The sequence below is a fragment of the Comamonas sp. HJ-2 genome, assembly GCF_053615495.1.
Genome location: NZ_JBSIFD010000025.1, coordinates 45,867 through 66,533, shown reverse-complemented (window position 1 = coordinate 66,533; position 20,667 = coordinate 45,867). Strand labels below are relative to the sequence as shown.

Below are 20,667 nucleotides of genomic sequence, written 5' to 3'. Positions count from 1 at the left end.
AGCCGCTGTCGTCCACCGTACGGAAGCGGTCGATCTTCATGGTGCTCACTCCTTGGCGGTTTCGAGCACGCCGCGGTTGATCTGGTCGCGTTCCATGGACTCGAACAGCGCCTTGAAATTGCCCTCACCGAAGCCTTCGCGGTAGTTGCCCTTGCGCTCGATGAACTCGAAGAACACGGGGCCCAACAGCGGCTCGGAGAAGATCTGCAACAGCAGGCGTGGCTGGCCGCCTTCGGTGGTGCCATCCAGCAAGATGCCACGCGACTGCAACTCGCCCACGGGCTGGCCGTGGCCGGGAAGGCGCTTGGCAAGGTTCTCGTAATAGATGTCGTTGGGCGCAGTCAGCAGCGGAATGCCAGCCATCTGCAAGCTGTCGATGGCCGTGGGCAGGTCTTCGCACAGCAGCGCGATGTGCTGTATGCCCTCGCCATTGAACTTCATCAGGAATTCCTCGATCTGACCACCGCCCTGCTTGGCTTCCTCGTTCAGAGGAATGCGGATCAGGCCGTCAGGCGCAGTCATGGCCTTGGAGGTCAGGCCCGTGTACTCGCCCTGGATGTCGAAGTAACGGATTTCCTGGAAGTTGAACAGCTTGTTGTAGAAGTCGGCCCAGTAGGCCATGCGACCGCGGTAGACGTTGTGCGTGAGGTGATCGACGACCTGGAAACCGTGGCCCTTGGGATTGCGGTCCACACCGGGTAGAAACTCGAAGTCGATGTCGTAGATGGACTTGCCGTCTTCGTAGCGATCGATCAGGTACAGCGGCGCACCACCGATACCCTTGATGGCGGGCAGGCGCAGTTCCATGGGGCCGGTGGGAATGTCCACGGGCTGGGCGCCCAGCTCCAGCGCGCGCTTGTAGGCCTTGTGCGCATCCTTGACACGGAAAGCCAGGCCGCAGGCACTGGGACCGTGCTCGGCCGTGAAATAGGCTGCCTGACTCCTGGGCTCGCGGTTGATGATGAAATTGATGCCGCCCTGGCGATACAGCACCACGTCCTTGGAGCGATGCTTGGCCACCAGCGTGAAGCCCAGCTTCTCGAACAGTGGCTCCAGCACACCGTCTGCAGGCGAGGCGAACTCGACGAACTCAAAGCCGCACAGGCCCATGGGGTTTTCGAACAAATCGGTCATGAGGAGGTTTCCTGAAAAAAATGAAGTTGATGATGGCGCGATCAGGCAGTTTTATCCAGCGCCTGGACTTCGATCTCAACGCCAACGCCAAAAACCAGCTGGGCCTGCACCAGGCTGCGCACCGGGTAACGGCCTTCCTTGAAATAGCTTGCATAGACCTTGTTGAAGGCATCGAAATGAGCCAGGTCGCTGAGCCAGATATTGGCCTTCACCACATCGTCCAGCGAGCTGCCCACAGCCTCCAGCCGCGCCGCGATGGCCTTGAGCACGGCATGTGTCTGCTCTTCGATGGGGCCGGTGAGCGGGCGCTTGTCCTCGCCGAAGGGGATCTGCCCCGACAGCATCAGAAGGCCGCCTGCGCGGACTGCGGAAGAGAAGGGCATGCCGCCGGGCGCGGGATAAAAGGTTGCAGTGGAGTTCATCGAAGTGCTCTCAAGGTTCAGGTGGTTACAACAGGCTGGCGCCAAGGTCTGCGCAAGCCCTCATTCAATCAAACCGCAGTCTGCACCAGCCGGACGGGCTGGCGAAACACCATGCGGTACATGGCATAGACCGCCAGCACCCACACCGGAATGGCATAGGCAGAGGCACGTACTCCGGGGGTGAGCAGCATCACGACCACCACCAGCGCCATGGCCGCCAGACAGATGTAGTTGGTCAGCGGGAACAGCGGCGCCTTGAAGCTGCGCGGCGTGCCCTTGGCATCATGCAGCTTGCGGTAGTTCAGGTGCGAAATGATGATGATGGTCCAGATGATCACCAACGCCGCCGTGATCAACGAGATCAGCAGCTCGATCACGCCGGCAGGCGCCACATAGTTCAGCACCACGCAGAAGGCAGTGACGATGCCGGGATAGACGATGGCCTTCACGGGCACACCGCGTTTGTTGACTTCAGCCAGCGACTTCGGTGCGTTGCCTTCCTGGGCCATGCCATACAGCAGACGGCTGGAGCTGTAGACCATGCTGTTGTAGACCGACAGCGTAGCGGTGAGGATCACGAAATTCAGCATATGCGCGGCCAGGTGCTCACCCATGCCCGAGAACACCAGCACAAAGGGACTGCTGCTGTAGGTGCCGCCACCGGCCTTGAGCTGGGCCACCAGATCAGTCCAGGGCGTCAGCGACAGCAGCACGGCCATCGAGCCCACATAGAACAGCAGCACGCGCACCATGAGCTGGTTGATCGCCTTGGGGATGACCTTGCGCGGCTCTTCGGTTTCTGCAGCGGCAAAGCCCAGCATTTCCACGCCGCCGAAGGCGAACATGATGAAGGCAAAGGCCATGAACAGACCCTTGAAGCCGTTCGGCAGGAAACCACCTTGCGTCCACAGGTTGCTGATCGTCTGCGTGGGGTTGTGCGTGGTGGACAGCAGGTAGATGCCCGTGGCGATCATCGCCACCACAGCCACGATCTTGATCAGCGCGAACCAGAACTCAAACTCGCCATAGGCCTTGACGTTGATGAAGTTCACGCCGTTGATAAGCACAAAGCAAACGGCCGCCGTCACCCAGACCGGGATATCGGGCCACCAGAACTGGATGAACTTGCCCACGGCAGTCAACTCCAGCATGCCCACCAGCACATAGAGGGCCACGCAGTTCCAGCCCGACAGGAAACCGGCAAAGCGCCCCACGTAGCGGTTGGCGAAATAGCTGAACGAACCGGCAGAAGGCTCCTCGACCAGCATTTCGCCCAAGAAACGCATGATGAAGAAGATCAGCAGGCCGCCGATGGTATAGCCCAGCAACACGCCAGGGCCGGCCAGCTCGATGATGCCGGCCGAGCCCAGAAACAGCCCGGTGCCTATGGTGCCGCCCAGCGCAATCAGCTGGATATGGCGGTTCTTGAGCTTGCGCTCCAGATGCCCGTTGGAGGAAGGGGTATGCATGGTTTGTCTCCTGTTATCTATATCTACCTATGCGGATCCGAAAAGCGCTTACTGCTCGGCCCTGCCGCGCCACATATCCCATGCCAGCGTGAGTCCCACGCCGATGTCGCGCAGCGGGCGCGGCGGGATGTAGTTGGCAGTGCCCTCGACGAGGAAGTCGTCGATCAGCGGGGTCTTGCGGCCCAGCGCCAGGTCGGCGATCAGCATGCCGGCAGCGGTATGGCGCACGATGCCCGAGCCGTTGCAGCAGGACGCTGCCCAGGCGTTGTCGCCAATCCGGCCAAAGGCGGGCGCATGGTTGTGCGAGACCGCCAGCCAGCCCATCCAGAAATGCTCGAGTTCGATGGCCCCGAGCTGTGGAAAGCGGCGGCGCAACAGCGCCTGGTTCATGGCCCTGGCCTTGGCGCGGCGCCCGTCAGTGGTGCGCAGGCTGGGTGAATACTCGAACCCCTGGCGGATCATCAGCCGCCGGTCGTGCGTCAGCCGTACCGTGGAACCCGCCACGCCATGCGCGGGCGTCACACCCCAGGCGACATCCGTTCCCAGCTGGGCGATCTGGGCATCGCTAAGCGGGTGAGTGAGGCTGGCGAACAGCAGAATCGGTACCTGGCGCTCCTGGTAGATGCCGAATGACTGCGAGAACGCATTGACGGCCAGAATGGCCTTGCGCGCACGGATGCTGCCCTGGGCCGTGCGGACAAAGGGAGTCGCGCCTTCGAGCTTCGCCTCGATGACCGGCGAGTTCTCGAACAGCTGCACCTGGGACGGCAGGCTGTCGGCCAGACCACGCACCAGCGCCGCGGGATTCATGAGGCGCGTGCCCGGCGTGTAGACCGCTGCCGCGTAGTAATCGGTGCCTATGCGCTGGCGCAGCGCATCACGATCCAGATATTCATGGGACTCCTGCCAGGCATCCAGATTGCGTGCATAGGGCTTGAGCGACTTCTGCGCCACCTCCTCCGTCACTGCCACGTGGTAGCGGCCGCGCTTTTGCCAGCCACAGGAGATGCTGTGCTCAGTCACTGCCCGCTCCAGTGCATCCACGGCAAAGCGGTTGACGCGGATCACGCGGCGGCCCGCCTCGACCGCGGCATCGGAAGGCGCCGAGCTGTGCGGCAGATCGATCGCGAAGCCCGAGTTGCGGCCCGAGGCGTTCTCCCCCACCACGCCCGCATCCACCACGGCGATGGAAGCATCAGGTTGCTGTTGTGCCAGCTGGCGTGCTGCCGCCAGTCCCGCATAGCCGGCGCCCACGATGACCCAGTCCACCGCCACATCGCCCTGCAGTGGCGCCTTCGGCTGGCGAGTTCCCAGCAGCGCGCTCCATCCATTGGTGCGGTCGTCGGCGGGAAGGCGGTAAACAGAGCGTGACATGGCGGTTTCCAATAAGAGCCCTCGGAAGCTGACTCGCTCTCCAAGGTCGCTGATGAACAACAATGGAGGCGGAGTCTAAAACATAAAACATTAAACGTTTAATCTTTATTTATCATGGATTACCCGAGGGTGAAATTACCCAAACAGGTCCATCCAGCCGTCAGTGCCGGACCGTGTAGCATCTGGTGTGGTGCGTCATCGACGCCTTATGAATCACACACGCAGCCCATGAATCAAACAGGAAGCAAAACCGCCCCCCGCCGTACCCAGGCAGAACGCAGTCAGACCACTCAGCGCAAGATCATCAAATCCGCCATACGGCTGCTACAGAAGGTTGGGTTTCAGCAGACCAATCTGCAGGAAATTGCGCGTGGCGCCAAAGTCACGCTGGGGGCGGTGCAGCACCAGTTCGGCAGCCGCCAGGCGCTGATGGAGCAGGTGGTCGATGAAATCATGGCGCCGCTGGCGGCTGCGGGCGCAGGCTGGCCCGAAGATGCCGCGCAGTTGCCGCTGGAGCCGCGCGCTCACGAATTCGTGCGCAGGGCCTGGCAAAGCGTCTATGCCCAACCCAGCTATGTAGCGACCTGGAGCATGTTTTTCGGCTGCAAGAGCACACCGCTATTCGAGCGCATCAACGCGCACCGCTCCCAGCATGACCCCGCCTCCTTCGAACACTTCGTGAAGGTTTTCCCGGAAATCGCCGAGCGCCATCCTCAGCCCAGCCACTTTGCATCTGTGGTGTTTGCTGCGCTGCGAGGCCTGGCCGTCATGCGCCTGTTCGAGATCGACGATGCAGCAGCCGAACATCAGTTGGAGGTGATCTCCCAGATGATCGTGAACGCAGGCACGATCAACCAGGCTTGAGCCGCAGGCAGCAGCGGCTTTCGCACCCTGAACAAGCCAGGCCCATATCAGCAAAATCGGCTTGAAATGCTTTCTTTACAAGCGCTTTTTGCTATCAAACATGAGGTCCAACCTCAGGCTGTTGACCGACGCCCCCAGTTCATCACGGCTGTACCCAGCACCGCCATGGCACCGCCGAGCACCATGGAGCCTTCAATGCTCTCGCCCAGCAGCAGGGCCGAAAGCAGCACGCCGATCACCGGCACCAGCGTGATATAGCCCGAGGCCGCACCTGCGCCCAGCGATTTGACGCCCGCGAAGTACCAGGCATAAGCCAGGGCCGTGGAGCCATAGGCCATGAAGACCATGGCAGTCCAGGCAGTGCCGCTGGCCTGAAATGCCGAAACCAGCCCCTGCGGCCCTTCTAGCACCAGGCTGGCGGCCAGAAGCAGCAAGGCGCCAAAAATGGAAGTCACGGTAGTCGCAGCCAGCGCATCCACGCCTGCCAGCATGGCGCGGCCAATCAGCGTGTAGCAAACCCAGCAGGCCACGCAGCCCAGAATCAGCATCTCGCCCACCCCTACCGTTCCGTTGAGCAATTGCATGGGGTCGCCATGCGAGATGACCACCACGGCGCCGCAGGCCGCCAGCAACATGCCCAGGGCAATGGTGGCGTTGATGCGCTCCTTGAAAAGCCACACCGCAAACGCCAGCGTGACCACCGGATTGAGCGTGATGAGCAGCGCAGCCTTGCCCGCAGGCAGATGCTGCAGACCCGTGAGGAAAAAACTGGCGTAGCCGAACACCCCGGTCGCGCCTGCGGCAAACATGCCCAGCCAGGTCTTGACAGACCAGTGCCTGAGAGCACCCAGCCCGCCCGAGAAATACAGCCAGGGCAGCAACAGGGTCGCAGCCAGCAAAAAGCGCAGCGCCGATGCCGCCAGAGGCGGCATATTGAGCGCCAGAATGCGGCCTGCCGGCCAGGAAGCGCCCCACATCAGGGCCATGCCCAGAAGACGCAGATGCGCGCTCATCAAAGAGCTCTTGACGGATTCGGAAGTCATGAAGATGGCCAACAAAAAAGCCGCGGCCATTCGATCGCGGGCAGCGGCTCAGATCAGGGATCTGAAGACCCAATATACCCGCAACACATTCCGGATGGATGCATGTCGCTACCGTCTGGCGCACTGTGCTATGCCTGCACAGGCCTCAGCAGCGCGGCATGCTTGTGCAAGGCATCGCGCACCAGAGGCCGCAGCTGCGCAGCCTCCGAAGGCTCATTCAAAGCCGCCAGAATGCGAAGCCTCATGCGCGGCTCCCAGAACTTCTGGATATGCTGGGCCACACCGTCGAGCGCCTCGTCATGCTCTGGCATGGCCTCGAAGAACTCGGCTATGCGATTGGCCATGCGGATCAGGTTGTTCACATCCATCACTGACTTCCCATCTCCAGCTGGGCTGCGGCCAGATGACCGAGCTGCTGGTCGTTGAAACGCCTGTAGCCCTGCTGCCAGCTTGAAGGCTGCGCCACGGGCAATACCTGCACGGCCGTCACCTTGTACTCGGGGCAGTTGGTGGCCCAGTCCGAGCTGTCGGTGGTGATCACATTCGCGCCCGACTCGGGGAAATGGAAGGTGGTGTAGACCACGCCGGGCTGTATGCGCTCTGTCACCGTGGCGCGCAGCACCGTCTGGCCGGCGCGGCTTTCAATGCCCACCCAGTCGCCATCGCGGATGCCACGGTCCTGTGCGTCATGCGGATGAATCTCGAGCCTGTCCTCGCCATGCCACTGGTTGTTGGCCGTGCGCCGCGTCTGCGCGCCCACGTTGTACTGCGAGAGAATGCGCCCCGTGGTCAGCAGCAGCGGAAAGCGCTGCGTGACCTTTTCATCGGTGGCCACGTACTGGGTGATGATGAAGCGGCCCTTGCCACGCACAAATCTATCCTGGTGCATGATGGCCGTGCCCGCCTCTTCGGTGCCCTCGTTGCAGGGCCACTGCACGCTGCCCAGGCGCTCTATCTTCTCGTAGCTCACGCCCGCGAAAGTCGGGGTCAGTGCCGCGATCTCGGCCATGATCTCGCGCGGATGACCGTAGTTCATGGGATAGCCCAGCGCCTTGGACAAAAGCTGCGTCACCTCCCAGTCGGCATAGCCGGCCAGCGGCTGCATGAGCTGGGTCACGCGCGAGATGCGACGCTCGGCATTGGTGAAGGTGCCGTCTTTCTCCATGAAGGACGATCCGGGCAGGAACACATGGGCGTACTTGGCGGTCTCGTTGAGGAAGATGTCCTGCACCACCACGCATTCCATGGCCGACAGCGCTGCCGTCACATGCTGGGTGTTCGGGTCGGACTGCACGATGTCCTCGCCCTCGCAGTACAGGCCCAAGAAGCTGCCTTCCAGCGCGGCCTCGAACATATTGGGAATGCGCAAACCCGGCTCGGGACTGAGCTTCACGCCCCAGGCGCCTTCAAATTCGGCTCTGGTGATGCTGTCCGAGATATGGCGATAGCCTGGCAGCTCATGCGGAAAGCTGCCCATGTCGCAGGAGCCCTGGACATTGTTCTGGCCGCGCAAGGGATTCACGCCCACGCCTTCGCGCCCCACATTGCCCGTGGCCATGGCCAGATTGGCAATGCCCATGACCATGGTCGAGCCCTGCGCATGCTCGGTCACGCCCAGGCCGTAGTAGATGGCGGAGTTGACCTGCCTTCCCTGCGGATGATCCGCACTGCCCAATGCATACAGCCGCGCCGCGCCGCGTACCAGTTCGGGAGCCACGCCGGTGATGTCGGCCGTGGCCTCGGGCGAGTTCTCCGGCCTGGCAACGAACTCCTTCCATTGCGCAAAGGACTTGGCATCACAGCGCTCGTCAATATAGGCATCGGCCAGCCAACCCTCGGTGACGATCACATGGGCCAGCGCCGTGATCATGGCCACATTGGTACCGGGCTTCAGCTGCAGGTGGTAGTCGGCCTTGACATGGGGCGAGCTGACGAGCTCGATCTCGCGCGGGTCGATCACGATCAGGCCAGCGCCGGCACGCCGGGCGTCGCCACGCCGGGCGTCGCCACGCAGCCGCTTTTTCATGCGCGAGCCGAACACCGGATGCGCCGCCGTGGGATTGGCGCCTATCACCATAATCACATCGGAGTGCTCGACCGACTTGAAGGTCTGCGTGCCTGCCGATGTGCCATAGGTCTGGCCCAGGCCATAGCCCGTGGGCGAGTGACAGACACGCGCACAGGTATCGACATTGTTGTTGCCGAAGGCTGCGCGGATCAGCTTCTGCACCAGATAGGTTTCCTCATTGGTGCAGCGCGACGAGGTGATGCCGCCAATCGAGTCCCTGCCGTGCTTGGCCTGGATGCGGCGGAATTCGCTGGCCGCATGGCCTATCGCCTCCTCCCAGCTCACTTCGCGCCAGGGGTCGGTGATCTTGGCGCGGATCATGGGTTGGGTGATGCGGTCCTTGTGCGTGGCATAGCCCCAGGCAAAACGCCCCTTGACGCAGGCATGGCCTTCGTTGGCCTTGCCGTCCTTCCAGGGCACCATGCGCACCACCTGCTCGCCCTTCATCTCGGCCTTGAAGCCGCAGCCCACGCCGCAGTAGGCGCAAGTCGTGATCTCGCTGTGCTCGCTCTGCCCCAGCTCGACCACGGTCTTTTCCTGCAGCGTGGCCGTGGGACAGGCCTGCACGCAGGCGCCGCAGCTCACACAGTCGCTGGCCATGAAGCCGTCGCCCTGACCTGCTGTGATGCGAGACTCGAAACCGCGTCCGCTGATCGTCAGCGCAAACGTGCCCTGCGTTTCCTCGCAGGCGCGCACGCAGCGATTGCAGACAATGCACTTGCTGGGGTCGTAGTTGAAATACGGGTTGGAGGTATCGACCTCGGCCCTGGCTTCGCCCTTGAAGTGGTTGGCTCCATCCATGCCATAGCGCACCTCGCGCAGGCCGACCACTCCGGCCATGTCCTGCAACTCGCAGTCGCCGTTGGACGAACAGGTCAGGCAATCGAGCGGATGGTCGGAGATATAGAGCTCCATCACGCCCTTGCGCAGCTCCTGCAGCTGCGGACTCTGGGTGCGCACCTTCATGCCCGCTTCGGCAGGCGTGGTGCAGGACGCAGGAAAGCCCTTGCGCCCCTCGATCTGCACCAGACACAGCCGGCAGGAACCAAAGGGCTCCAGCGAATCCGTGGCACAGAGCTTGGGCACCTTGATGCCGCCATCGACAGCGGCGCGCATCAGCGATGTGCCCTTGGGCACGGTGACCTCGCGGCCGTCTATATGCAACGTGACCAGTTCCTCGGACAGGCTGGCAGGCGTTCCGCAATCGGTGTTCTTCAGATGTTCCAGCATGGCTCTCTCCTCAGGCGGGGTTCACGGTCTGCACGGGCCCGATACCGAAATCGGCCGGGTAGTGCTGCAGCGCAGAGCGCACCGGATAGGGGGTCATGCCACCCATGGCACACAAGCTGCCATGCTGCATGGTGTCGCACAGGCTCTCGAGCAGCGCCACATTGGCCGCATGCCCGGCGCCGCCTTGACGCGTGATGCGGTCTATCACCTCCACCCCCCGCGTGGAGCCGATGCGGCAGGGCGTGCATTTGCCGCAGGACTCGATGGCGCAGAACTCCATGGCATAGCGCGCCAACTGCGCCATATCGGCGCTGTCGTCATGCACGACCAGACCGCCATGGCCGACCACATTGCCCTTGGCTGCATAGGCTTCGTAGTCCAGCGGATCATCCCAGTTCTCGGGCGCCACATAGCTGCCCAGCGGGCCGCCAACCTGAATGGCCTTGACGGGCCGACCGCTGGCCGTGCCGCCGCCAAAGTCCTGCACCAGCTCGCGCAGCGTGAGGCCGAAAGCTTTTTCCACCAGTCCGCCACGCACGATATTGCCGGCCAGCTGGAACGGCAGCGTGCCGCGCGAGCGGCCCATGCCATAGCCCTGATAGAAGGCCGCGCCCCTGGCCAGGATGATGGGCACGGTCGCCAGCGTGATCACATTGTTGATGACCGTGGGCTTGCCGAACAGGCCTTCGATCGCGGGCAGCGGCGGCTTGGCGCGCACAATGCCGCGCTTGCCTTCGATGCTCTCCAGCATGGCGGTCTCTTCGCCGCAGACATAGCTGCCAGCCCCCTTGCGCACCTGCAGATAAAACGCCTTGCCGCTGCCGGCCACATTGGCGCCCAGCCAGCCCGCCGCACTGGCGCGTGCAATCGCCTCGTTCAGCACCGCAATCGAGTGCGGATATTCGCTGCGCACATAGATATAGCCCTGAGTCGCACCCACGGCCAGACCAGCGATCGCCATACCCTCGATCAGACAGAACGGGTCGCCCTCCATCAGCAGACGGTCGGCGAACGTGCCCGAATCGCCTTCGTCGGCATTGCAGGCAATGTATTTCTGCGGCCCTGTTCCCGCACTTTCTGCAGCCGCAACGGTCTTCCATTTGATCCCCGCCGGAAATGCCGCCCCGCCGCGACCGCGCAGGCCGGAGTCCAGCACCTGCTGGACGATGGCTTCGGGCGCCATGGCTGCAGCGGCACTGAGGCCTTGCCAGCCGCCATGGGCCTCGTAGTCCTGCAGGCTCAGCGGATCAATGATGCCCACGCGTGCAAAAGTCAGACGTTCCTGCCGTGCCAGATAAGGCATCTGTTCGGTCAGCCCATGGCATAGCGCATGGGTCTGGCCCTGCAGCATGCCGGCGTCCAGCAGACCCGGCACGTCAGCCGCCTGAACCGGGCCGTAGGCCACGCGGCCCTGTGCAGTCTCAATCTCGACCAGGGTCTCCAGCCACAGCAAGCCGCGCGAGCCGTTGCGTACCAGCTCCACCGCCAGGCCTCGCGCCTCGCACTCGCGCTGCAGCGCCTGGGCCACCGTATCCGCGCCCACGGCCAGGGCCGAGGCATCGCGCGGCACATAGATGCGCGTGGCAGCAACCGCTTCATTTTCAATAGCTGCTTGCGCTTCATCTGCCTTGGTTTCAAGTCGTTTTTGCTGTATTTCTTCCAGCAGGGCATCGAGCCGGTCCGCAGTCATCCGCGCATGGACTTCGCTCTCGTCGACCATCACGGCCGGCGACTGGGCGCATAGCCCCAGGCAGTAAACAGGCTCCAGCGTCACGCTGCCATCGGCGCTCGTGCCATGCGCCTGGCAGCCCAGTGTCTCTTGCGCATGAACGAGCAGTGCATCGCCACCACGCGACTTGCAGGCTTCGGCCCGGCAGATCTGGATCAGCGTCCTGCCATGCGGCTGCTCACGCAAATGCGGGTAATAGCTGACAACACCATGGACCTCGGCACGCGAAAGATTCAGGGCCTCGGCAATGGCGGGCACGGCAGCGCGCGGGATAAAACCCAGCGCATCTTGCAGAGAGTGCAGCAGCTCCAGCAGGCCACCGGGTTCCTGGCCAAAGCGGGCCAGACAGTGCGTCAGAGCGTCCTGCTGTTCGGGGCTGAGCAGCGGCGCAGACTCCTGCGGCTGCGCGATAGGGTGATGGGGCATGGGGCGACCTTGTTATGAGGGCGCACCAGCGCCCTTTGTCTCATGCCGTATTTCAGCCCCGGCCGTATCTCAGGTCAAATTCTTTGAATTGATGACGCGATTCAAATTGCAAATCAGCGCACGGCCCCGGCAAAGCTCGCACATTGCTGGCGCCAGGCCTGGGACTGCATGAGCGCCAGCGCGGCCTGCTGCGCGCGGGTCGCCTGCTCCTGCGAAGGGGCCAGGAAAGCGATGGCCGTCTGCACCTTGGGTGCAATCAGAGGACGCACCGAGATCCGGGCCGACTCGGGCAGCGTCGCCACCAGCGCACCGGGCAGCACGCTGTGCAGACCGCCTTCGGTCACGGCCAGCATCAGGCTCAGCACGGAATTGGTTTCCATGGCCGCACTGACTTCGCAGCCGGCTGCCACAAAGCTCTGGTCCACAATCAGCCGGTTATGCATGTCCGGCGTCAAAAGACATAACGGCAGCCTGGCCGCCTGAGCCCATTTCACAGGTTTCTGGCTCTGCTCCTCAGCCGCAGGACTGAGCAGAAAATAATGCTCCTGATACTGCGGCCACATGGTGATGCGGGCGCTGCGTGCCGTGCGGCTGCCCGACTCCAGCCTTTCGCTGTAGCCCAGGGCCAGATCCAGCGAGAGATCTTCGAGTCCGGTTTCGATCTCAAGCGAGCTCATGGAAAGCACCATGGGCGTGATGCCCGGGTGCTGGACCCGCAGCAGCGCGGCAAAGCGCGTCAGCATGGGGATGGCCGTAGGCACGGCAGCCATGCGCAGCAGACCCTTGAGCTGGCCGGCTGCGGCGCTCAGATCCTGTCTCAGCGCCTCCTCGGCCCTGAGCATGGACAGTGCCGTGGCCAGCACCTGCTCGCCCTCGGGAGTCAGCCCGCCAAACACACGGCCGCGCCTGACAATGACGGCACCGAACTCGTCCTCCAGCGCCTTGAGCGCATTGGACAGTGCAGGCTGCGTGATATGGCAGGCCTGCGCCGCCCTTGCGAAATGGCGGTGCTCGTTGAGCGCCACCAGATAACGCATGGAGGTCAGAAGGTTCATCAGGTATTGCTGCTAACCGTGATCGTGGGGAACTTGCTGGAGAAGTCCTTGGCCTTGAGAGCCACCTTCACGGCCAGATCGCGCGCCACCTTTTTGTAGACCTGTGCGGCTTCGCTCTCGGGCTCGGCCACCACCGTGGGCTTGCCGCTGTCGGCCTGCAGACGGATCTGCAGCGACAGGGGAAGCGCCCCCAGATAGTCGATGTTCTGCTCGCCTGCCATCTTCTTGCCGCCATCTGCGCCAAAGATATGTTCGACATGGCCGCAGTTGGTGCAGACATGGGCAGCCATGTTTTCGACCAGGCCGAGAATCGGCACACCGACCTTCTCGAACATCTGAATGCCCTTCTTGGCATCGATCAGGGCAATGTCCTGGGGCGTGGTCACCACCACGGCACCCGTCATGGGCACGCGCTGGGACAGCGTCAGCTGGATGTCGCCGGTTCCGGGCGGCATGTCGACCAGCAGATAGTCCAGATCCTTCCAGTTGGTCTGGCGCAGCATCTGCTCCAGCGCCTGGGTGGCCATGGGACCGCGCCAGATCATGGCCTGGTCGTTGTTGACCAGCAGACCGATGGACATGACCTGCACGCCATGGTTCTCCAGCGGCTCCATGGTCTTGCCGTCATGGCTTTCGGGCTTGCCCGAAACACCCATCATCATGGGCTGGCTGGGGCCGTAGATGTCGGCATCCAGAATGCCCACGCGGGCACCTTCGGCGGCCAGCGCCAGCGCCAGATTGGCCGTGGTCGTACTCTTGCCCACGCCGCCCTTGCCGGACGAGATGGCGATGATGTTCTTCACGCCGGGCAGCAACTGCACGCCACGCTGCACGGCATGCGAGGCCACCTTGGTGGTGATGTTGACCGAGACATTGCCCACGCCAGCCACAGTCCTGGCCGCAGCGATGAACTGGCTGCGCAGGGCAGGCTGCAGGCTCTGGGCCGGATAGCCCATCTCCACATCGAACGAGACGTCGTCACCGGCAATCTGCAGATTGCGCAGGGCGCGCGTGCTCACAAAGTCCTTGCCAGTGTGCGGATCAAGCACGGTGGCCAGCGCGCTCAGAAGCGCTTGTTCTGTAACAGCCATTGGATTTAGTTTTCCAGAGGTTTCTTCAATGAGGGATAGTCTAGCGAAGCTGTCCAACCCCTGTGCACAGGAGACAATGCAGCCCTTTGCCCAAGATTTGAGAGACAGCCCGTGAAATTGAAGATGGCCGAAAATTCCCTGTTTGCAGTCCTGATGCGCTCACGCTGGTGGATCAGCTTTGCGATCTGCGCTGCGGTGGTGCTGGTGTCGCTGGCGGTGTTCCCCAAGGACATTTCGCCTTTTGCCGCTTTGGGAGCCTTCCCGTTCTTCGTCGTTGGCTGCATTGCCTGCTACAAGCAGCTGCGAGCCCCCAGCCCGGCCAGGCTGGAGCAGATTCAGCAGGTGATCGCCGAGCAGTCCTGGGCCGACTTCAGCGCACAGTTGCAGACAGCCTGGCAAGCCGAAGGCTATGAGGTTCAGCGCCTGAACCAGGCCGGCGCCGACCTGCTGCTGACGCGCAACGGCCAGACCAGCGTGGTCGGCGCGCGCCGCTGGAAAGCCGCCGCCCATGGCGTGGAGCCGCTGCGCGAGCTGCAGGCCGCACAACACAAGCTGAAAGCCGATCTCTGCGTTTACGTGGCTCTGCAGCCTCTGGGCGAAAATGCCGCCAGCTGGGCCGCGCAGAATCAATTGGTGGTGCTGGATGCCAAGTCCATCGCCACGCTGATTGCCAAGAACCAGAAAAAGAGCTGACGGCCGCCGCAGACTGTCACCAGGGCCGCCGCCGGCCCGCTCGATGACCCGGCCCACCTACCGCCCGCGGCCCAATCCGGGCACACTGCAGCCATGGCGGCAGTGCAGTTCTCTCCCACCCTCCCCCCCAGTCTTGCCGAAGCAGAGCGGCAGAGCTCCATAGGCCCTAGCTCCAGCATCGGGCAGACCGGCCTGTTGCTCAGCGGCGGCGGCGCCCGGGCTGCCTACCAGGTCGGCGTGCTGGCCGCCATCGCCGAGCTGCGCCGCGCTCGCGGTCTGCAGCATGGCCCCAATCCCTTTCCAGTGCTTGCAGGCACATCGGCAGGCGCCATCAATGTCGCAGCCCTGGCTTGCCATGCCGATGCCTTTGACAGCGCAGTGCGGCGCATGCTGCATGTCTGGGGCCATATGCATACCGAGCAAATCTACAAGGCCGACTCGCTCAGCGTGCTGCGCAGCGGCGCACGCTGGCTGACGCTGTTGTCGCTGGGCTGGGCGCTGGCCCGCTGGAGCCGCATGCGCCCGCGCTCGCTGCTGGACAATGCTCCGCTCAAAACCCTGATGAACAGCGGCCTCATGCCTTTCGAGCGCATCCCACAACTCATCGACAGCGGTCATCTGCACGCCCTGGCCATTACCGCATCCAGCTACAGCAGCGGTCAGCACATCACTTTCTTTCAGACTCGCGAGGCCTTGAGCCCCTGGGTTCGCGACCAGCGCAAGGCCGTGCAGACCCTGCTGACCGCCGATCACCTGCTGGCCTCGTCGGCCCTGCCCTTCATATTTCCAGCCATGCCGCTGCCCATGGACGGACATCTCGAGCATTTCGGCGACGGCTCCATGCGCCAGACTGCGCCCCTGGCACCAGCGATTCATCTGGGCGCCAGCAAACTGCTGGTCGTCGGCGCGGGCAGACGCCACGAGCCTGTGAGCAGCCAGCCGCAGGTCGATGCCAGCTATCCCACACTGGCCCAGGTGGCCGGGCACGCGCTGTCCAGCATTTTTCTGGACACGCTGGCTGTGGACATAGAGCGAGCCGAACGCATCAATCACACGCTGAGCCTGATTTCACCGGCCGAGCGCATTCACAGCCGGCTGCGCCCTATCGAGGTACTGGCCATCACCCCCAGCGAGCGCATCGACGATATTGCCACGCGCCACATCGACAAGCTGCCGCGGCCGGTGCGCACCTTGCTGGCCACGCTGGGCGTGCGCGCTGGCACAGGCAACCCCATGCGTGACGGCGCGCTGGCCAGCTACCTGCTGTTTGAGCAAGGCTATACCCGTGAACTGATAGCACTGGGCCGCAAAGACGCACTGGCTCGAAGTGAGGAGCTGTGCGCCTTCCTAGGTTGGCCTCAAGAATGTAACAAATGTTAATGATGCGAAAGGAGCCAGGCAAATGATGCGTGAGACACTTTGCATGACCTTCATCATCTTTCCGGCAATCGCCTAGTGACTCCATCCCCACAGCCCATCCGCGCTTCCAAATCGCTCAAGCTCTCGCTGATCCTGCCTTTTGTTGCACTGATTGCGCTGCTGACATCGGCCCTGGGCATGCTCTGGTACTGGACGGGCAGCAACACGGTGTCCGCCTTGTCCGAGCAGGTGATGGAAGAGAAGGCCGAGCGTATCGCGCTGATCGTGGATCGTCACCTGCACCCGTCCAGCGCCGTGCTGGAGGCTGCGTTTCCCAGCGGCCAGCCCGTAGCTGCCGATATCCGCGAACATATTCCCGACCTGATCTCCCGGCTGTGGGTGGCGACCTCGCTGCATACCCGGCCCAATGACTATGTGTACTACGCCAATATCGCGGGCCAGGGCATTGCTCTCAAGCGAGTGGCTCCAGAACTGGGCCAGTTGCGCCTCAAGACTCAGTCCGGCGAGCACCGCAGCTACTTCAAGGTCGCCAGCATGCATGCCGAGCCGATCTATGAATCCACCGAAACCAATCTGTTCGAGCCGCGCCAGCGACCCTGGTTCAAGCTGGCGGCGGAGTCGGCCGATGTGATCTGGACTCCTGCCTATATCGACTTCAGCGCCAAGGACCTGGTGCTCACTCGCGCACGCCGCATTCTCTCCAGCAAGGGCAGCCTAGAGGGTGTGATTGCCACTGATATTTCGCTGCGCGCACTCAATGAATTCGTCAACCAGTTGCATCTGAGCGAACATGGCCGCGCCTTCATCATCGAGGCCGACGGCTCCCTGATCGCCGCCACCGGCATGCCCAACATCCACCGGCGCGAAGACGGCAAGCTGGAGCGCATGAGCGCCGCCAACAGCCAGGACCCGCTGATTCAGGCGGTGTACGACAAAATCCAGGGCGCCTTCCAGTCCTCGCTGTCCAGCGACGGCCCCGGCACGGCCCTGCTCGAAGATGACAGGTACAACCATATTCGCATTGCCTACCGGCGCCTGAGCAATGGAGCCGGTCAGGACTGGATGGCCGTGGTGGCCGTGCCGCACAAGGACATGCTGGCCGGCGTCTACCGCCATATGGCCCTGGTGGGCAGCCTGGGCTTGCTGGCCCTGGTCGTGGCCGTCGTCATCGGCACCCGCATCTTCGGCGCCGTGGCCAACGATATGCGCTCGCTGACCCGCGCCGTGCGCCGCGTGGGCCTGGGCGAAATCGACACGCCGATCGAAGTGCAGCGCCGCGATGAAATTGGCGAGCTGGCCCACAATTTCCACCGCATGCGCCACAGCCTGTTCACCGATCCACTGACCGGGGCCAGCAACCGCAGCGCACTGCAGCATATTCTGACCACACTCACCCGCCCCCTGCCCGGCCAGAGCATGGCCGCCCCGTTTGCCCTGCTGTTTGTGGACCTGGATCGCTTCAAGCCGCTCAATGACCGCTGGGGCCATGACAACGGCGATCTGGCACTGGCCGAGATCAGCCTGCGCCTGCGCAATCTGCTGCGCCCCGATGACGTCGTGGCGCGTCTGGGCGGTGACGAGTTCATCCTCATCCTGCGCGGCGTCAGCGACGAGGAGCAGGTACAGGCCGTGCGCCTGAAGATAGAGCATGCGCTGCAGCAGCCGCTGGGCACGCTGCAAGGCATTCCCGAGGGCGAAGCCGTGACCGTGGGCGCATCCGTGGGGCAGGCCCTGTATCCCAGGGATGCCCAGGATGCGCAAAGCCTGCTCAAGGTGGCCGACCAGGACATGTATCGCAACAAAAGGCCTTCGGTGGGCTGAGCGCAGCCTCGGCTATCGCTTCCAATTTTGAAGCTGCTTACGCTTTATATTCATAGAATTACTATTATTTTTACATTGAAAACAATATTTGAACTACGTAATTAGCTATAAAAAACAAAGCAACTACCGTTCCCGAACGAACTCGGTGGGCGCCGCCGCAAAACCCGCGCCCGCAGCCTGGCGCCAAGCCCTTCTAGAATGACGGGTTCTCTGTGAAAGCTGTTTCCTCATGACCGCACGCAAACTATTCGTCACCACCGCCCTGCCGTACGCCAACGGCAACTTCCACATCGGCCACATCATGGAATACATCCAGGCCGACACCTGGGTGCGTGCGCAGCGAATGCAGGGCAATGCGGTCAACTTCGTGGGTGCCGACGACGCCCACGGCGCGCCCATCATGATTGCCGCCGAAAAGGCCGGCAAGACGCCCCAGCAGTTCGTGGCCGACATCGCCGCCGGCCGCAAGCAGTATCTCGACGGCTTCCATATCGCCTTCGACAACTGGAGCAACACCGACAGCGCCGAAAACCACGAGCTGTCCAAGCAGATCTATCTGGACCTGAAGAAGGCCGGCTTCATCGAAACCCGCACCATCGAGCAGTTCTTCGATCCCGAGAAGAACATGTTCCTGCCCGACCGCTTCATCAAGGGCGAATGCCCGCGCTGCCACGCCAAGGACCAGTACGGCGACAACTGCGAAGTCTGCAGCTCGGTCTACGCGCCCACCGACCTCATCAACCCGTTCTCGGCCCTGTCTGGAGCCACGCCGGTGATGAAGTCCTCCGAGCATTTCTTCTTCAAGCTCTCCGACCCGCGCGCCGTGGAGTTCCTGACCGAGTGGACGCAAAACGGCAAGCATGTGCAGCCCGAAGTGGCGGCCAAGATCAAGGAATGGTTCGGCGTGCGCACCAACCCCGACGGCTCGACCAGCGAAGGCCTGGACGACTGGGACATCAGCCGCGACGCGCCCTATTTCGGCATCGAGATCCCCGATGCGCCGGGCAAGTATTTCTATGTCTGGCTGGATGCGCCCGTGGGCTATCTGGCATCGCTCAAGGAACTGCTCAACCGACGCGGCGAAGACTACGACGCCTATATGGCCGACCCCGACCTGGAGCAGTACCACTTCATCGGCAAGGACATCATCACCTTCCACACCCTGTTCTGGCCTGCGATGCTCAAGTTCAGCGGCCGCAAGACGCCGACCAGGATCTGCGTGCACGGCTTCATGACCGTGAACAACGGCGAGAAGATGAGCAAGAGCCGCGGCACCGGCCTCGACCCGCTCAAATACCTGTCGCTCAAGATGAACCCCGAGTGGCTGCGCTACTACCTGGGCGCCAAGCTCAACGGCAAGAACGAAGACATCGACTTCAATCCCGAAGACTTCATGCTGCGCGTCAACTCCGACCTGATCGGCAAGTACGTGAACATCGCTTCGCGCGCCGCAGGCTTCATCAGCAAGCGCTTTGACGGCAGGCTGGGTCAGGTAAGCGAAGACGGCCAGGCCCTGCTGGCCGCGCTGCGCGAACAGCAAGCCGCCATCGTCGCCGCCTACGAGGCCCGCGACAGCGCCCGCGCCGCGCGCGAGATCATGCTGCTGTGCGACAAGGTCAACAGCTATGTGGACGCCAACAAGCCCTGGGAACTGGCCAAGAAGGAAGGCATGGATGCGCGCCTGCACGATGTGTGCACGACCTGCATCGAAGCCTTCCGCATCCTGACCATCTACCTGAGCCCCATCCTGCCCGGCGTGGCCGCCGAAGTGGCCCGATTCCTCATCGTGCCGCCCGAGAGCTTTGCCGACGTGGTCAAGCCCCTGGGCGCAGGCCACCAGATCGGCATCTACCAGCATCTGATGCAGCGCGTCGATCCCAAGCAGCTCGAAGCCCTGTTCGAAGCGCCATCTTCTGCAGGTTCGGGCCAGGCCGCCCCCGCCGCCGAACCCGCCAAGGCCGAGAAGAAGGCCGCCAAGAAGGCCGAGCCCGTGATCGACCCCAATGCCCCCGGCGGCGAGCCGCTGGCCGAGACCATCAGCATCGACGACTTTGCCAAGGTCGATCTGCGCATCGCCAGGATTCTGGAATGCAAGACGGTGGAAGGCTCGACCAAGCTGCTGCAGCTGACGCTGGACGTGGGCGAGAAGGACGAAAACGGCCAGCCCAGGACCCGCAATGTGTTCAGCGGCATCAGCAGCATGTACCAGCCTGAGCAGCTGCAGGGCAAGCTGACGGTGATGGTGGCCAATCTGGCTCCGCGCAAGATGAAGTTCGGCCTGTCCGAAGGCATGGTGCTGGCAGCCAGCCATGCCGACGAGAAGGCCCACCCCGGCATCTATGTGCTGGAGCCCTTCCCCGGCGCCATGCCCGGCATGCGGATTCATTGATCTCATGATCCCCCCTGAGTCGCCTTTGGCGCCTTCCCCCCGGGGGGACGACACCTTCGCCGCGAGGCGGCGGGGCCGCCTTAGGCTCTTGCCCGGTGTCTCCTTGCAGGGACTTGCTTCCCCAAGCTCCTGCGGCTTCTGGCTGGCTGGAGTTTTTTTATCCCTGACGCTCTCGGGCTGCACCGTGATCGCCGTCACCGGCACTGCCATCAGCGTGACGGCCGGGGCCGTGGGTCTGGCCGCCGATGCCGCCATCGGCACGGCCAAGATCGTGGGCAAGGGGGTTGGCAAGGCCGCTGACGCCTTGATGGATGAGGACCAGCCCGATGCCAGCGGCGTGAATATTCGCTACCGCGATCCGTCGGCTACCGCTCCCGCAGCGGCAGAAATGCCGGCAACGTCCGCCAATACCACGCCTTCCGCGCCCTCTGACGGAATGCCGCCGCAAAACTGACGAATCACCCGCATCCGTTCATAGG

General features: G+C 63.0%; 16 protein-coding genes. 6 read left to right on the top strand and 10 right to left on the bottom strand.

Annotation, left to right across the window (positions count from 1 at the left end; genetic code table 11):
- Window positions 1-45 precede the first annotated feature (45 nt).
- The 4 genes from hppD to ACWGXF_RS19545 all read right to left on the bottom strand — a co-directional run bounded on the left by hppD (window position 46) and on the right by ACWGXF_RS19545 (window position 4,399).
- Window positions 46-1,134 carry a 4-hydroxyphenylpyruvate dioxygenase gene (gene hppD, locus ACWGXF_RS19560; protein ID WP_003065874.1) on the bottom strand — a complete coding sequence of 363 codons (1,089 nt, stop codon included), beginning with the start codon at window positions 1,132-1,134 and terminating at the stop codon, window positions 46-48.
- A 41-nt stretch (window positions 1,135-1,175) separates the two neighbouring features.
- Window positions 1,176-1,556 carry a RidA family protein gene (locus ACWGXF_RS19555; protein ID WP_003065871.1) on the bottom strand — a complete coding sequence of 127 codons (381 nt, stop codon included), beginning with the start codon at window positions 1,554-1,556 and terminating at the stop codon, window positions 1,176-1,178.
- Window positions 1,557-1,624: 68 nt separating this feature from the next.
- On the bottom strand, window positions 1,625-3,025 hold the full coding sequence (locus ACWGXF_RS19550; RefSeq protein ID WP_034355664.1) for an amino acid permease: 1,401 nt from the start codon (window positions 3,023-3,025) through the stop codon (window positions 1,625-1,627).
- A gap of 48 nt (window positions 3,026-3,073) precedes the next feature.
- A complete protein-coding gene (locus ACWGXF_RS19545; RefSeq protein ID WP_452102371.1) occupies window positions 3,074-4,399 on the bottom strand; it encodes an NAD(P)/FAD-dependent oxidoreductase in 1,326 nt (441 codons plus the stop codon).
- 228 nt (window positions 4,400-4,627) lie between these two features.
- On the opposite strand from ACWGXF_RS19545, the gene ACWGXF_RS19540 reads away from it, so the two are divergent.
- Window positions 4,628-5,263, top strand: a complete 636-nt coding sequence (locus ACWGXF_RS19540) for a TetR/AcrR family transcriptional regulator (RefSeq protein ID WP_452102370.1) — start codon at window positions 4,628-4,630, stop codon at window positions 5,261-5,263.
- Window positions 5,264-5,376: 113 nt separating this feature from the next.
- Here ACWGXF_RS19540 and ACWGXF_RS19535 read toward each other — a convergent pair whose 3' ends face one another.
- From ACWGXF_RS19535 to apbC, 6 genes are all read right to left on the bottom strand, one after another.
- Window positions 5,377-6,306 (bottom strand): DMT family transporter, encoded by a 930-nt coding sequence (locus tag ACWGXF_RS19535; RefSeq protein WP_171832544.1) that lies wholly within the window; start codon window positions 6,304-6,306, stop codon window positions 5,377-5,379.
- A 128-nt stretch (window positions 6,307-6,434) separates the two neighbouring features.
- Window positions 6,435-6,674, bottom strand: a complete 240-nt coding sequence (locus tag ACWGXF_RS19530) for a formate dehydrogenase subunit delta (protein ID WP_034377791.1) — start codon at window positions 6,672-6,674, stop codon at window positions 6,435-6,437.
- Complete coding sequence (gene fdhF, locus ACWGXF_RS19525) at window positions 6,674-9,604, bottom strand: formate dehydrogenase subunit alpha (protein WP_452102369.1); 2,931 nt, start codon at window positions 9,602-9,604, stop codon at window positions 6,674-6,676. Before fdhF ends, ACWGXF_RS19530 begins: the two co-directional genes overlap by 1 nt.
- Window positions 9,605-9,614: 10 nt before the next feature.
- Window positions 9,615-11,759: a formate dehydrogenase subunit gamma gene (locus tag ACWGXF_RS19520; RefSeq protein ID WP_452102368.1), complete on the bottom strand. Its 2,145-nt coding sequence runs from the start codon at window positions 11,757-11,759 to the stop codon at window positions 9,615-9,617.
- 113 nt (window positions 11,760-11,872) lie between these two features.
- Entirely contained in the window at window positions 11,873-12,814 is a 942-nt protein-coding gene (locus tag ACWGXF_RS19515) for a LysR family transcriptional regulator (RefSeq protein WP_256628473.1), read from the bottom strand.
- Entirely contained in the window at window positions 12,814-13,905 is a 1,092-nt protein-coding gene (gene apbC / locus ACWGXF_RS19510) for an iron-sulfur cluster carrier protein ApbC (protein ID WP_003065831.1), read from the bottom strand. The genes ACWGXF_RS19515 and apbC overlap by 1 nt, the downstream gene beginning before the upstream one ends.
- A 123-nt stretch (window positions 13,906-14,028) precedes the next feature.
- On the opposite strand from apbC, the gene ACWGXF_RS19505 reads away from it, so the two are divergent.
- The 5 genes from ACWGXF_RS19505 (at window position 14,029) to ACWGXF_RS19485 (ending at window position 20,642) form a co-directional block, all read left to right on the top strand.
- A complete protein-coding gene (locus tag ACWGXF_RS19505) occupies window positions 14,029-14,598 on the top strand; it encodes a restriction endonuclease (protein WP_003065830.1) in 570 nt (189 codons plus the stop codon).
- Window positions 14,599-14,691: 93 nt separating this feature from the next.
- Window positions 14,692-15,978: a patatin-like phospholipase family protein gene (locus ACWGXF_RS19500; protein WP_003065828.1), complete on the top strand. Its 1,287-nt coding sequence runs from the start codon at window positions 14,692-14,694 to the stop codon at window positions 15,976-15,978.
- A gap of 75 nt (window positions 15,979-16,053) precedes the next feature.
- Window positions 16,054-17,799 carry a sensor domain-containing diguanylate cyclase gene (locus ACWGXF_RS19495; RefSeq protein WP_229227540.1) on the top strand — a complete coding sequence of 582 codons (1,746 nt, stop codon included), beginning with the start codon at window positions 16,054-16,056 and terminating at the stop codon, window positions 17,797-17,799.
- Window positions 17,800-18,028: 229 nt separating this feature from the next.
- Window positions 18,029-20,188 carry a methionine--tRNA ligase gene (gene metG, locus ACWGXF_RS19490; protein WP_256628474.1) on the top strand — a complete coding sequence of 720 codons (2,160 nt, stop codon included), beginning with the start codon at window positions 18,029-18,031 and terminating at the stop codon, window positions 20,186-20,188.
- Window positions 20,189-20,291: 103 nt separating this feature from the next.
- Window positions 20,292-20,642 carry a hypothetical protein gene (locus tag ACWGXF_RS19485; protein ID WP_238553971.1) on the top strand — a complete coding sequence of 117 codons (351 nt, stop codon included), beginning with the start codon at window positions 20,292-20,294 and terminating at the stop codon, window positions 20,640-20,642.
- Window positions 20,643-20,667: the final 25 nt, after the last annotated feature.